Origin of the sequence: Ensifer sp. LC384 (assembly GCF_001695865.1) — a bacterium.
In the GTDB taxonomy this organism is placed as follows: Bacteria; Pseudomonadota; Alphaproteobacteria; order Rhizobiales; family Rhizobiaceae; genus Ensifer.
The window spans coordinates 31603-45430 of the sequence record NZ_MBST01000003.1 but is presented as its reverse complement, the minus strand read 5'-3'; the positions used below and the strand labels follow the sequence as shown (position 1 = coordinate 45430).

The 13828-nt window shown below is 61.7% G+C and carries 14 protein-coding genes and 1 pseudogene; 7 read left to right on the top strand and 8 right to left on the bottom strand.

Annotation, left to right across the window (positions count from 1 at the left end; translation table 11 throughout):
• The first annotated feature begins 52 nt into the window (after positions 1–52).
• Together BC363_RS04465 and BC363_RS04460 are read left to right on the top strand one after the other, a co-directional pair.
• Entirely contained in the window at positions 53–1087 is a 1035-nt protein-coding gene (locus BC363_RS04465; RefSeq protein ID WP_065785684.1) for a LacI family DNA-binding transcriptional regulator, read from the top strand.
• Between the two features lie 128 nt (positions 1088–1215).
• Positions 1216–3228, top strand: a complete 2013-nt coding sequence (locus tag BC363_RS04460; RefSeq protein ID WP_065785848.1) for a beta-galactosidase — start codon at positions 1216–1218, stop codon at positions 3226–3228.
• A 45-nt stretch (positions 3229–3273) separates the two neighbouring features.
• Here the strand turns inward: BC363_RS04460 and BC363_RS04455 are convergent, their stop codons facing one another.
• From BC363_RS04455 to BC363_RS04435, 5 genes are all read right to left on the bottom strand, one after another.
• Positions 3274–3768 carry an SRPBCC family protein gene (locus BC363_RS04455; RefSeq protein WP_065785683.1) on the bottom strand — a complete coding sequence of 165 codons (495 nt, stop codon included), beginning with the start codon at positions 3766–3768 and terminating at the stop codon, positions 3274–3276.
• A gap of 1 nt (position 3769) precedes the next feature.
• Positions 3770–4153: a metalloregulator ArsR/SmtB family transcription factor gene (locus BC363_RS04450; protein WP_141690218.1), complete on the bottom strand. Its 384-nt coding sequence runs from the start codon at positions 4151–4153 to the stop codon at positions 3770–3772.
• 343 nt (positions 4154–4496) lie between these two features.
• On the bottom strand, positions 4497–5702 hold the full coding sequence (pcaF, locus tag BC363_RS04445) for a 3-oxoadipyl-CoA thiolase (protein ID WP_065785682.1): 1206 nt from the start codon (positions 5700–5702) through the stop codon (positions 4497–4499).
• Positions 5703–6485 carry a CoA-transferase subunit beta gene (locus BC363_RS04440; protein WP_065785846.1) on the bottom strand — a complete coding sequence of 261 codons (783 nt, stop codon included), beginning with the start codon at positions 6483–6485 and terminating at the stop codon, positions 5703–5705.
• A gap of 10 nt (positions 6486–6495) precedes the next feature.
• The gene (locus BC363_RS04435; RefSeq protein WP_065785845.1) at positions 6496–7356 is read right to left on the bottom strand and encodes a CoA transferase subunit A; all 861 of its coding nucleotides are present in this window, start codon (positions 7354–7356) and stop codon (positions 6496–6498) included.
• A gap of 252 nt (positions 7357–7608) precedes the next feature.
• Here BC363_RS04435 and BC363_RS04430 point away from each other — a divergent pair, with 252 nt between their 5' ends.
• Together BC363_RS04430 and BC363_RS33235 are read left to right on the top strand one after the other, a co-directional pair.
• Positions 7609–8364 (top strand): IclR family transcriptional regulator, encoded by a 756-nt coding sequence (locus tag BC363_RS04430; RefSeq protein WP_065785681.1) that lies wholly within the window; start codon positions 7609–7611, stop codon positions 8362–8364.
• A gap of 26 nt (positions 8365–8390) precedes the next feature.
• Positions 8391–8546, top strand: a pseudogene (locus BC363_RS33235) (sulfite oxidase-like oxidoreductase); the annotation flags it as partial.
• An 80-nt stretch (positions 8547–8626) separates the two neighbouring features.
• Here BC363_RS33235 and BC363_RS04425 read toward each other — a convergent pair.
• The 3 genes from BC363_RS04425 to BC363_RS04415 form a co-directional block, all read right to left on the bottom strand.
• The gene (locus BC363_RS04425) at positions 8627–8830 is read right to left on the bottom strand and encodes a hypothetical protein (RefSeq protein WP_065785680.1); all 204 of its coding nucleotides are present in this window, start codon (positions 8828–8830) and stop codon (positions 8627–8629) included.
• A 422-nt stretch (positions 8831–9252) separates the two neighbouring features.
• The gene (locus tag BC363_RS04420) at positions 9253–9714 is read right to left on the bottom strand and encodes an acyl-CoA thioesterase (RefSeq protein WP_065785679.1); all 462 of its coding nucleotides are present in this window, start codon (positions 9712–9714) and stop codon (positions 9253–9255) included.
• 196 nt (positions 9715–9910) lie between these two features.
• A complete protein-coding gene (locus tag BC363_RS04415; RefSeq protein ID WP_065785678.1) occupies positions 9911–10189 on the bottom strand; it encodes a GNAT family N-acetyltransferase in 279 nt (92 codons plus the stop codon).
• 392 nt (positions 10190–10581) lie between these two features.
• Here BC363_RS04415 and BC363_RS04410 point away from each other — a divergent pair, with 392 nt between their 5' ends.
• The 3 genes from BC363_RS04410 (at position 10582) to BC363_RS04400 (ending at position 13826) form a co-directional block, all read left to right on the top strand.
• Positions 10582–11841 (top strand): ABC transporter substrate-binding protein, encoded by a 1260-nt coding sequence (locus BC363_RS04410; protein WP_065785677.1) that lies wholly within the window; start codon positions 10582–10584, stop codon positions 11839–11841.
• Positions 11842–12030: 189 nt separating this feature from the next.
• Positions 12031–12954, top strand: coding sequence for a sugar ABC transporter permease (locus BC363_RS04405; RefSeq protein ID WP_065785676.1), 924 nt, complete (start codon positions 12031–12033; stop codon positions 12952–12954).
• Between the two features lie 2 nt (positions 12955–12956).
• Positions 12957–13826, top strand: a complete 870-nt coding sequence (locus tag BC363_RS04400; protein WP_139110235.1) for a carbohydrate ABC transporter permease — start codon at positions 12957–12959, stop codon at positions 13824–13826.
• Positions 13827–13828 lie beyond the last annotated feature (2 nt).

Sequence of the window (13828 nt, the reverse complement as noted above, 5' to 3'; positions counted from 1 at the left end):
GAGCCGACCCAAAATCATCGTGATCTAGCAACCCGTGACGAGCCAAGACGCCATGCAGAGACCGACGATCAAGACCATTGCGCAGGAAACGGGGCTGTCGATTGCCACCGTTTCGAAGGCCCTGAAGCATTCGCCTCAGGTTCGCCCGGAGACGCGCGCGATCGTGATCGAGGCCGCGGAGCGCGTCGGCTACGAACTCAACATGCATGGCGTGCAGTTGCGCACCGGCAAGACCTATCAGGTCGCGGCGATCATGACGGCGCCCGGCCCGAAGCAGAACGAGTGGGAAGGCGTGGAATACGCCCAGCTCTTGAGCGGCATTTCCTGGGCGCTGGAAGACAGCCCCTATCGGGTCTCGCTCTATGCAGTCAGGAATTTCGAGGAAAGCCGGGCGGTCATTAAGCAGATCGTCTCGCTGAAGAAGGCCGACGGCATCATCATCTCGGGCACGCGCGCCGACGATCCGCGTATCCGCACGATGCAGGCGGCGGACTTTCCCTTCGTCACCTATGGCACGAGCATTCACAACGCGCCGCATGCCTATGTCGATGCCGACAACGAGCAGATGATCCGCGTTTCGATGGCGAGACTGATCGAGCGCGGCCACCGCCGCATTGCCCTGCTCAACCCATTGTCGGATCTAAGCTATGGCATAACCCGGTTTGAAAGCTACAGGCGCGCGCTCGAAGTTGCCGGCCTGCCCTTCGACCCGGCTCTGGTCGCGCATGGGCGGCTGACGCCGGCCTTCGGGCGGGAAAACGTGCTGACAATGTCGGATCTTTCCAATCCGCCGACCGCCTATATCTGCGCCAATGAGGCCTCCGCGCTCGGCGCCTTCTCGGGCTTCCACGAACGCGGCCTCGTGCACGGCCGCGATGCAGTCATCAATGCTACCGACGATCTGAACGTCAGCCAGTATTTCGCGCCGCCGATCACCACCTACTACCTGCCGATCAGCGAACCGAGCAGCCTGCTCGGAACCTACATCCTTCGCCGGATGGAGGGAGAGCCGCCGGAGGCGCTGCAGACGCTGCTGATGCCGAAGCTGATCGAGCGTTGCGACGACCGCCTGCCCCCGAGACGCTGAAGACGAAGAACGACCCGACGGCAACACGACTGCGCCTGGTGATATAAACGTTTATATCTCCAAGGGCGCTCGCATCGAAGACGAAGTGCCGGGTGAAACCGGCCAAAAGCATGACGAAGGACCCGATCTTGCATATGCCCCTGACGAGACCGAACCGTTTCAACGCCGACCAGCAGGAGACCGATATGCTCGAACTCGGCGTCTGCTACTATCCGGAGCAATGGCCGCGCGAGAAATGGGAAGAGGACGCCCGCCGCATGGTCGAGCTCGGCCTGACTTGGGTGCGCATCGGCGAATTCGCCTGGGCGAAGATCGAACCGAGGTCCGGTGAGTTTCATTGGGAGTGGCTCGACGACGCGATCGACGTGCTCGGCAGCGCCGGCCTGAAGGTCATTCTCGGCACGCCGACCGCCGCGCCGCCGAAGTGGCTGATCGATCGCCACCCCGACATCCTGCCGGTCGACGTCAAGGGCGTGGTGCGCAAGTTTGGTGCCCGGCGCCATTATTGCTTCTCCAGTCGCACCTACCGTGCCGAGGCCGCACGCATCTGCGAGGCCATGACTGAGCGCTACGGCAAGAACGCCTTCGTCCATGCCTGGCAGACGGACAACGAATATGGCGACCACGATACGATCTACAGCTATTCGGACGAGGCCGAGCGGGCGTTTCGCCTGTGGCTCGCCGAGCGCTACGGCACGACGGACGAGCTGAACCGGGCCTGGGGAACGGCTTTCTGGGCAATGAACTACAACAGCTTCGACGAAGTCGAGCTGCCGAACAATCTCGTCGAGGAGCCGAGCCCGACGCATATCGTCGACTTCATCCGCTTCTCGTCCGACCAGGTGAAGAGCTTCAACAAGGCGCAGGTCGACATCATCCGCAAGCATTCGCCGGGTCGTCCGGTGACGCACAATTTCATGTCGCAGAACACCGACTTCGATCACTACAAGGTCGGCGAAGACATCGATGTCGCGTCCTGGGACGTTTATCCGATGGGCGGGCTGTTGAACGGCCGCCTCTCGCCGGAGGACAAGGGGCGCTATCTGCGTGTCGGCGACCCGGACCAGCCGGCCTTCAACCACGATCTCTACCGTGCCGTCGGCCGCGGCCGCGTCTGGGTGATGGAACAGCAGCCGGGACCGGTCAACTGGGCAGCGCACAACCAGTCGCCGGCCGACGGCATGGTGCGGCTCTGGACCTGGCTTGCCTATGCGCATGGCGTCGACATGGTCTCTTATTTCCGCTGGCGGCAGGTGCCGTTTGCGCAGGAGCAGTTCCATGCCGGCCTGCTTCTCCCCAACAGCGAGCCCGACCAGGGCTATCTCGAAGTGGCTCAGGTTGCAGAGGAGATGAAGCGGCTGCCGAAGGGCGAGGCCCGCGGCAAAGCCAAGGTCGCGATCCTGCTCGACTACAACTCGCGATGGGCGACGCGCGCCCTGCCGCAGGGCCGGACCTACTCGGCCTCGGCGACGGCGCTCGACTGGTATTCGACCGCCTCGCGCCTCGGCGTCGACGTCGATTTCATCGGCCAGCACTCCGACCTTGACGGCTACCAACTGGTGCTGGCGCCAGACCTTGTCATCGCCACCCAGACCTTCGTCGAGAAGCTGGCGAAGTCGCAAGCCAAGGTGTTGTTCGGACCGCGCAGCGGCAGCAAGACCGAGGACATGCACATTCCCGAGGGATTGCCGCCGGGACCGCTCGCGGCACTCATCGACGTCAGTGTCTCCCGTGTCGAGTCGCTGCCGGAATTCCATGGCGAGGCGGTGCTTTACGGCAACGAGACCTATCCGGCCGGCATCTGGCGGGAAACCGTGCGCACGAGCGAGACGGTGCTGGCGACCTTCGAAGGGGAGTACCGCAATGGCGCACCGGCACTCGTCGGGAACGACAAGGCACGCTATATGGCAGCGGCTGCCCGTGGCGATCTGCTCAAGAAGGCGATCAATGACGCGCTGGGCTGGGCTTCGGTCGAAGCGCTCGCCGATCTCGGCGATCTGCGCATCGCCCGCCGCGGCAAGCTCAACTTCGCCTTCAACTACGGCAAGGGGGCGGCCGAAGTGCCGGCCGGCGCCGGCGCGACCTTCCATGTCGGTGCACGCAAGCTCGGTCCCGTCGACGTCGCGATCTGGACGGAATAAATATCGGGCCGTGGGCGGATCACTCTGCCCACGGCCGTTGCATGACTATTTTGCAAACTCGGTGGTGAGAATTCCCTCGAGGCGGTCATAGCCTATGGCAATGCCGCTCTCCATCGGCGACTTGAGGACGGCATCGCGCGTCTCCGTCGAGGAGTAGACGACGGCAGTCGTCACCGTGGTGCGCCCGCCGTCCTCGACGAAGTGCGTGGTCACCAGCGTCTGACCACCGGTCCAGTCCTCGTCAAAGAGTTCCTCATGCACGATCCGGTCCGGCGCATCGATCTCGCGATAGGTACCGCCCATGCCCATCTCGGTGCCTTCGGTGCTCTTCCAGACATAACGGAAGGTTCCGCCGGGTCTGAGATCGATCTCGCAGACGGGCAGGGACCAGCCGTCAGGGCCGGTCAGCCAGCGCTTGACGAGAGCCGGCTTGGTGAAGGCGTCGAAAACCAGCGGACGCGGTGCGTCAAAGCTGCGAATGATGCGAATTTCGCGGTCGCCATGGGCGGTGACGGTCAGTTTGTTCGATGCGGCATTCATGTCATTCCTCCTTCGTGGTGAAATCGGTGGGTTGCGCGGCCGGCGCCTGTGTCGCACCGCTGGCCTTCAGTTCCTCAAGCAGCGTGTCGAGCCGGGAAAAATTCGCCTCCCAAAGCTTGCGGTATTCCGCCAGCCAGTCGGTCGCCTCAGTGAGCGGATGGATCTCGATACGGCAGGGTCGGCGCTGCGCGTCGCGGCTGCGCGAAACCAGCCCGGCGCGTTCCAGGACCTTCAGGTGCTTTGACACCGCCGGCTGGCTCATGGCGAAGGGTTCCGCAAGTTCCAGAACCGACGCCTCGCCTAGAGCAAGACGGGCAAGGATGGCGCGCCGTGTCGGGTCGGCGAGAGCCGCAAAGGTTGCGTCGAGGCGTTCGGATGGGATCATTTATATAACCAAATAGTTTTAGAACGTGTTGGTTATCTTATGATGTCGTACGAGAGTCAATACGCAGCCTGGGAACGCGATGACATAGGTCCCGCCCATGGCGGGCCAGGTTCATGTCAGGTGCTGGCGAATGGTTCGGTGTGTGGATGTCGAAACAACGGAACCGCGTTCCGCTTCTTCGTCACGATGCCACTGCAGCTGATCGTCGTGGCGCGGCGCGAACGAGAGTCGTGTGAGGGGAAAAGGGGGAGCCGTCATCGAACGGCTCCCTGTCTGACTTTCAGTTCCGCTTGCTGCGCATGCCGTTGCCGCAAAACCGCTGCACACTTTTGCGCGGCATGCTTCAGACGCGCTCGAGCGCCACCGCGATGCCCTGGCCGACGCCGATGCACATGGTTGAAAGGGCGTAGCGGCCGCCGGTTTCTGCGAGCTCAAGCGCCGCTGTTCCGGTGATCCGGGCGCCGGACATGCCGAGCGGGTGACCCAACGCTATGGCGCCGCCGTTGCGGTTGACGCGGCCATCGTCGTCGGCAATGCCGAGATCGCGCAGCGTCGCCAGCCCCTGCGAGGCGAAGGCCTCGTTGAGTTCGATGACATCGAACTGCTCCTGCGTCAGGCCGAGACGCGCCATCAACTTCTTCGAGGCTGGAGCCGGGCCGAAACCCATGATGCGCGGCGCAACGCCGGCGGTTGCTCCGCCGAGGATGCGGGCGATCGGCCTGAGGCCGTATCTTTTGGCCGCCGCCTCGGAGGCGATGATCAGTGCTGCTGCGCCGTCATTGACGCCGGATGCATTGCCGGCGGTGACCGTCCCGCCTTCCTTCTTGAAGGGTGTGCCGAGCTTGGCAAGCGCTTCCATCGTCGTGGCGCGAGGATGCTCGTCTCGTTCGACGACAGTCGGATCGCCCTTGCGCTGCGGGATGGTGACGGCGACGATTTCCTTTGCCAGGCGGCCGTTGCTCTGGGCGGCCGCTGCCTTTGCCTGGCTGCGCAGCGCAAAGGCGTCCTGATCTTCGCGGCTTACCTTGAAGTCTTCGGCGACGTTTTCGCCGGTCTCCGGCATGGAATCGACGCCATATTGCTTCTTCATCAGCGGGTTGACGAAACGCCAGCCGATAGTGGTGTCATAAATCTCGGCGTTGCGCGAAAAGGCGCTTTCCGCCTTCGGCATGACAAAGGGCGCCCGCGACATGCTTTCCACGCCACCGGCAATCATCAGCTCGGCTTCGCCAGACTTGATGGCGCGCGCGGCCGTGATGACGGCATCCATGCCCGAGCCGCAGAGGCGATTGATGGTCGTGCCCGTTACGCTTGCCGGCAGCCCGGCCAGAAGCAGCGACATGCGCGCGACGTTGCGGTTGTCTTCGCCAGCCTGATTGGCGCAGCCGAAGATGACGTCATCGACCGCTTCCCAATCGAGCGACCGGTTACGTTCCATCAGCGCCTTCAGCGGGATTGCGCCGAGATCGTCCGCCCTGACCGAGGAGAGCGCGCCGCCGAAGCGGCCGATCGGTGTGCGGATGTAATCGCAGATATAGGCATCGGCCATTTATGCGGCCTCCTTGTTGCCCTGGTGGGCCTTCTTTGTGCGGGCATTGATGTCGCGAAGCGTCGCCAGTTCGATCTCGGTCGGCACCGGTGTGTCGATCACGTCTTCGGCGAACTTGATCGGCCAGCCGCAGTTGTCGACGATCTGCTCGCGCGTCACCCCTTGGTGGATCGAAACGACCGTCAGCTCCTTGGTTACCGGATCGGGCTCCAGAATGCAGAGGTCGGTGATGATGCGGGTCGGCCCCTTGGTCTTCATGCCGAGGCGTTCGCGATGATCGCCGCCTTCGCCATGGCCCATCGAGGTGATGAAGGGCAGTTTTTCGACGAAGCCGCGTTTGGAGAGCGCCATGGTGATGAAGATGCGGCCGCAATTCGACGCGATCTCCGGAGCGCCGCCGCCACCGGGCAGGCGGACCTTCGGATGGTCATAGGGACCGACGACCGTGGTGTTGAGGTTGGCGAATTTGTCGATCTGCGCGCCGCCGAGAAACCCGGTGGTGATGCGGCCGCCCTGCAGCCAGTAGCGAAACATCTCCGGCACGGAGACGGTGAAGAGGGCGGTATCGCAAAGCTCGCCGTCGCCGATCGACAGCGGCAGCACGTCCGGTTTGGTGCCGACGGTTCCGCTTTCGTAGATGAGGGTGATATCGGGCGCGTGTGTCAGCCGCGCCACGTTGCAGGCGGCCGATGGCGCACCGATGCCGACAAAGCAGACGTCGTCGTTGGATAGCTCGCGAGAGGCCGCGATGGTCATCATTTCGTTGGGGGTGAAATCGGTCATCATCGCCTCCTCAAGCGGCTTTCGCCGGCTTCTTGCCGGCGTGTCGTGCAAAATCTTCCGGCCCAGCCTCGAGCACGTTCTCCTTGATCCAGGCGGTAAAGCTTTCGCGGTCGCGGGCGATTTCATCCCAGCCGATGTAGAAGGCATTCGAGCGTGGATAGTAGCCGTGGGCGTAGGAGGGGAAGGCGCCGCCCGGTACCTGTGAGACCGCGGTGACAGCCCAGGTGGGCAGGACAACCGAGTTGGGCGACGGTGGTGCAAGCTCGTCGACGATTTCCTCGACCGTGACGATAGAACGTCTGGCCGCAAGCACCGCCTCCTTCTGCACGCCGACGATACCTTCGAGCAGCACATTGCCCTTCCGGTCGGCGCGCTGGGCATGGATGATGGTCACGTCGGGCCGGATCGCCGGAACGGCGGCAAGCACTTCTGAGGTAAACGGGCAGGTGACCTGCTTGATGTTCGGGTTCACCTTCGGCAGGTCGGCGCCGATATAGCCGCGCAGCATCGCAAACGGCAGGTTGGCGGCACCAGCCTCGTAGGCATTGGCCATCGCCGCATGGGAATGTTCTTCGATTTCCAGCGGGCGCGGCCACTGGTTTTCAACCGCATCGCGGAAGCGGTGCAGGGAGCCGACACCCGGATTGCCGCCCCAGGAGAATTTCATGCCACGCGCAGCGCCGACGCCGATCAGCTGATCATAGAGAATGTCCGGCGTCATGCGGACGAGAAACAGGTCCTTGCGACCCTGGCGGATCACCTCATGTCCAGCGGCATAGGGGATCAGATGGGTGAAGCCCTCCATGGCAACGGTGTCGCCATCTCTGACATTGTCGCCGACGGCCTCGGCGAGTGAAACGATCTTCGCCATGTTTCCTCTCTTCTGATTTGAGCGCTGCCGCCAAGTCGGCGGGAGCATGGTTGTCTGCCGGCGGATGGAAAGAGCCGTCGCGTCGTCTCCGGTGGTCTCCATTGCTCGAGCGTGAGCCGGCGGGAGGCCTCCCCTTGCCTGCGATGGCCCGAAATAGGCTCTCAAAAAAGCCGAGCGTCAAACACTTTGTGCGTTATTTGACATTTGTTCGTATATCGCACACGATGAATGCTGTTAGATTGGGGAAGAACGATGAGAGAAACCGATTTCGTCAGCGGTTTTGCCCGCGGGTTGACCGTCATCGAGGCATTTGGCGAGACGCAGCAGAAGTTGACGATCACCGAGGCGGCAAAGATCACCGGACTGGACCGGGCGACCGTACGCCGATCGCTGCTGACGCTCTCGGAACTCGGCTATGCCGACTACGACGGAAAGTTCTTTTCGCTGACGCCGAAGATCCTGCGGCTCGGGCATGCTTATCTCTCGGCGACGCCCTTGCCGGCGATTGTCCAGCCCTATCTCGACCAGCTCTCGGAAAGGGCCGGACAGAGTGCCTCTGCCTCGGTGCTCGACGGCACGGAGATCGTCTACATCGCGCGCGCCTCGCAGAGGCGGGTGATGTCGATCAGCCTGATGCCGGGCTCCCGGCTTCCCGCCTATTGCGCCTCGATGGGGCGCGTGTGGCTCGCCGCCTTGCCCGAGCCGCAGGCGAGGGAGGTGCTCGCCCGCTCCGACCTCAAGGCGAACACGCCTTACACGAGGACTGACACGGAGGAACTGATGGCCGAGATCGGCCGCGTGCGCCAGCAAGGCTATGCCATCATCGACCAGGAGCTGGAAATCGGCCTTTGCTCTATCGCCGTTCCGCTTCAAAACGACCGCAACCAGATCGTGGCGGCACTCAACATCGGTGCGCCGGCCGCCCATGTGCCGGCTGCCGAAATGGTCGAGCGCTATCTGCCGCTCCTCAAGGAGACGCAGGCGGCCTTGCGGATCGTGTTGCGCTGAAGCGTGTCGCGCAAAAGTGTTCAGCGGTGCGGCTCGTCGTGCCGCATCGCTATCTCTGGAAGGGCGCGAAATGGCGGACGCGCATTGATTTTCGAGCCGGCGACGAGGCCGGCTTCTGGGAGCGCAATGGTTACCACATGCGTGGCGACCCCTGGCTTGAGGAGCGTTATTCCGCTGACTGACGACCGGGCGTTGTTCTCGGTTTAGCGAGGCGCCCGTTGCGCTCCGCTATCCGCCGCAACCGGGGGCGAGGTAGCAGGCTTTACTTCATCAAATCCATATGCTGTTCGGCCCGGGCCTTGATCAAAGGGTCAAGGTCCGACTTGTAGGGCCCGTATTTCGTGAACATCTCGTAGGCCTCGCGCGGCGGAATGCCGGACGCCCGGATGAAATCCTCCAGATCGTAGCGGACCTCGCCGTTGGCGACACCCTCTGTAAACTGAAGTCCCGTCTGCGATGTGGACATTTGAATCTCCTATATCTGGAGCCCGCAACGACGGTGTTGGTTTCCCGCGGCGGCAGGCGTTGCTAGGTGGCTTCGCTTGTTCACGAAAACGGCGCCAGATGCAGAACTCGGCGCGATGACTTTGAACGCGTCACTGTGGTCTTCAGAATGCGGTGGCGTGCTCTCGGCAAATATACGCGGGAACCACGCCGCCGAAGATGCCGAACATACACTAAGGGCTTCAACAGGTTTGAGGGGTCAGCCGCCGCCTGCCCATGCTATGAGGCGTGCCACTCGGCCTGGCATTCAACTTCGGCGGCGAAACATACACCATCAAGCTGCCGGCCCAAACACAGGAGTGGTCTTTACAGGGCATTGTTGCAAAAAGTGACCTTGGCTCCGACGCAGGGCGAAACCGATAAGTGAGGGCACGGAATGGGCGGTCAGCATTCGGTGGGCGAACCGGCGGCTTGAAAGCGGGCCTCGAACTCACGCCGCAAATTTCTCCTGACTTCCGCCGCACGCTGGCGTCGCTTTCGGATGCTGGTTACGGGACTATAAGGCGGAACATTGGTCGGACGCCCCTCGGCATCGACGGCAACCATGGTGAAATAGCAGGAGTTCGTGTGTCTGCGCTCGCCGGTCCGGATGTTTTCTGCTTCGACGCGGATCCCGACTTCCATCGAGGTTCGCCCGGCATGATTGATCGAGGCGCGAAAGGTCACCAGTTCCCCGACATGGATTGGCTGGCGAAAGACGACCTGGTCCACCGACAGGGTCACCGCATACTCCTGCGAATAGCGCGAGGCGCAGGAAAACGCGACGCGGTCGAGAAGATTGAGCAGGGCGCCGCCGTGGACCTTGCCGCTGAAGTTGGCCATGTCGGGCGTCATCAAGACGACCATTTCAAGCTCGCTGGTGTCATGCCCGGCTTCCACGGCAACTCCCTCTAAGATAATCGCAGCCCTTCTGGACCGATGCACGGGCGACGATGCCAGCATTCCAAGCCATGGTCCAGCGGTCAGTGAGGCGTCCGGCTCGCTCGGCAACCGTAGGACCGAAGCTGGCCAATCGCACGCGGCGGGCCAGCATGGTCGACATCTAACCGTCGAGCATCGTGCTATATTCCGGATGCTTTACCGCGAAGGCGGCCATGAACGGGCATTTGGCGATAATGCGAGCTTGCCTTTGGCGGAGCGTCTCGAAGACCTCACGGGCCAGCCGTGTGCCGATGCCCTGTCCGGAAAGCGCCGGCGGAACCTCCGTATGGGTCAGGACGATCCTGCCGTCCTCCTTGCGATAATAGGCAACAGCCATCTCGCCGCCGATGGCAAGCTCGAAGCGTGATGCCGCGACATTTTCCCGAAGTTGATCGTGCATTTCCTATCTCCAATCGCACCGGGGATGATCCGGATCTCGGCCGGTACAGTCCCTGCATTCCTATCGATTGAGATCACATTCCGACCTGGGCGAACGTAAGACGGTGTTCGGGAATTGAGAATTGCGATGTTGTCCTGCCAATTCCGAACCTCCTTGATCACGCAGGATGCAATCGTAGCGAACGCTAATGCAACCTCTCTAATTAATGCTCCTGATGTGGTAAAATCGGCTTTGGGAGCAGCGTCGGCACGAGGAAATGCCGGACAACGTTTCAACTTGTCGCATGTCGGTTCGCATGGACGTTGAGATCGCATCTCCGCCATGCCGGATAGGGTGAGGTCCCCCTACGCGAAAGTGGCCTTTCGATAACAACTGGGAATGGGAGGTGTACAATGGTTCGCAAACTGTTTCTCACCTTGGCTGCTGCAGCGTCTGCAATTGCAATCGCTGGAGCCGCGTGGGGCGACATTACGATCCTCGTGCCGTCGGGCAGCGAGGGCGACGGCCTTAGAGCCGCCGCCGCCGACTACTCGAAGATGAAGGGCGCAAAGGTGGAGGCCGTCCAGGCGCCTTATGCCAATGTTTTCGAACAGGGCGCCAATGCTGGCGCTACCAAGTCTGGCGTCTTCGATATCATCCTGATGGACGACCCGTGGATTCCGTTTTTCGCCGAGAACGGACATCTCGAGGATCTGACGGCTTTCTTCAAGAACGCCGGAATGGAGGGACCGGACAGCGATTTTCTTTCGAAGTCGCTAGCGGTATGCCGCAACCCCTACAATACAGGACCCTATGTGTGCCTGCCCTATGTCGGGAACGCGCAGATGTTCTTCTACGACGCCGCCAAGTACAAGGAAGCCGGGGTCGAGGCCCCGAAGACCTGGGATGACGTGCTGAACGCAAGCCGCAAGCTGACCGAAGGCGGAGGTGGCCGTTACTTCGGCTACGTCTTCCGCGGCGGCCAGGGCAATCCCGTGGTTGCCGATTTCATGCCGATCTTCTGGTCCTATGGCGCCGATCTGTTCAATGCCGACCGAACCAAGGTAACGATCGACACGTCTGAAGGGGCCACGGCCATGAAGACATTCATGGCGCTGCGCGACGTCTCGCCGAAGGGAGTCGAGAGCTACAATGCCAACGAGGTCGGCACGGCGCTTGCCGCCGGTGCGGCCGCCTCATCGATCAACTGGCCGAATTGGGTTGCGACCTTTGAAGATCCGAGCCAGTCGAAGATGGTCGGCAAGATCTCTTACAGCCCCATTCCCGCTGGAACGAAACCGGGCAGCTCGGAAATTGGCCACTGGACCATGGGCATAATGGCGGCCTCCAAGAACAAGCAGGAAGCCTTCGACTTCATGGTGTGGGCGACCTCGCCGGAGCAGATCAAGATTTCCGCCACGCGCGGCAATCCGCCTGTCCGAGCCTCGGTCTTCACCGATCCGGAACTGACCTCGCAGGAACAGTTCCGGCATTATCCGGTCTTGATGGAGGCGATCCAGGCCTCGACGCCTCGTCCACGTCATCCGAAGTGGCCGGAGATCGAGAATGCCTTCGGCATAGAGCTTTCCAAGGCCGTCGCGGGTACGATCACACCGGAAGAGGCTCTTAAAAACGCCCAGGCGGCAGTCGAACAGATCACCGGGCTTAAATAGGCAGCGGCTCGTGCGGAGCGGGGTCTTCGGACCCGCTCTCGTGTCACGGCGCCGGCAATCGTCTGCGGTGAGCATACCGCTTTCGAGTGGAATGACTGAAAGCGGATGAGATGCCCTAGATTCAAGGTGCCCGATCGTCCTCAGCGCGTTCAATTGAACGCGCTGAGGACGATCGGGCGGGAGGGACCAATGTTGAAGTCCGAAAAGGAAACATTGGCCGCGCAGCTTCGACCAGGTGGTGGTTTGGAGCGGTGGGCAGAGCGCCATTTGCGCTTCCTCATGCTTGCGCCGACGATCCTGATATTGCTCGGGCTGACGATCTTTCCCAGCCTCTACATGTTCTATGCCGCGGTTCACAAAATCAGCCCGAACCCCGATCTGCCCTGGGAGTTCGTCGGCGCCGACAATTTCGCCCGACTTCTTTCCGACACCCAATTTCACGTTGCGCTCTGGAACACGACCGTCTTCACCGTCGTGGCAGTGACGACCGAATTCCTCCTCGGTCTCGGCCTGGCTCTGCTCCTCGATAAATTCATCCGCCGGCTGACCTTTCTGAAAACTGTCCTGATGGTTCCCATGATGCTGCCGCCGGTCGCCGTCGCGATCACATGGAAGCTCATCTATGAGCCTCAGTTCGGCGTCCTCAACGAAATCATGTATCGCCTTGGCCTTCCATTGCAGGCCTGGGCGGGTGACGTGAACCTCGCGATGTTCTCGATCATCGTCGCCGATGTCTGGCAATGGACACCGTTCATATTCCTCCTGATGCTGGCGGGGCTAGCCAGCCTGCCGGTCGAGCCTTACGAGGCCGCAGCACTCGACGGCGCCTCGTCCTGGCGGCAGTTCTGGGATCTGACGCTGCCGTTCCTCAAACCGGTCATCGCCATTGCCTTGCTCCTGCGCGTCATGGATGCGCTGCGTCTCTTCGATCTGGTCTTCATTCTGACGGGAGGAGGCCCGGCCGACCGGACCAAGGTCTTGAGCCTCTATATCTATCAGGTTGCCTACCGTTTCGCCGATCCCGGCTACGCGGCGGCGATATCGCTGTTCGTGCTGTTCGTGACGATCGTTCTCAGCACCTGGTTCATGAAGCGCATGCGGCTGGCGGAATAACCATGACGATAGCGACAACCATACAAGCACACAGCCGCGCCAGGGAGGTGTTCATCCGTCTGGCGGCCTATCTGACGATCCTTGCCGCGCTGGTCATCACGCTTTTTCCCGTCTATTGGATCGCGGCGAACTCGTTCAAATTTGATATCGACATCTTCGCCGTGCCGCCGGAGTGGCTGCCCCGGAACCCGACGCTGAAGCACTATGACGAGGCGTTCATCCAGCGCCCGTTCTTGCGCTACGCACTGAACAGCTTTCTCGTGGCCGTTGGAACGACCATCGTTTCCGTGGTCTTCGGCACCATGGCCGGCTATGCCTTGGCGCGGTTCAGTTATCCGTGGCAGTGGCGAAAGCAGATCTCGTTCTGGATACTCTCGACGCGCATGATGCCTCCTATCGTCAGCATCATTCCGCTCTACCTGTTCTTCAACTACTTCGACATGCTCAACACGAAGTCGGCGCTCATTGTCGCCTACACCGCCTTCAATCTGCCGTTTGCGACCTGGATGATGAAGAGCTACTTCCAGGACCTGCCGGTCGAGCTGGAGGAGGCCGCGATCGTCGACGGTGACACGCGGTGGGGTGCGTTCCTGCACGTGGCGTTGCCTCTCGCCAGGCCGGGGCTTGCTGCCACCGCCATCTTCTGCCTGATCATCTCGTGGAACGAGTTCCTGCTTTCCCTCATCATCACGCTCACCGAGCAGTCGCAGACCCTGCCGATCGGCATTGCCGGGCGGGTGACGCAATACAGCACCTATTGGGGCGAAATCAGCGCGGCGGGCTTCATGGCCTGTGTGCCGATCGTCATCTTCGCCTTCATCGTCCAGAAGCATCTCGTCCGGGGACTGTCCCTGGGCGCCGTCAAAGGTTGAGA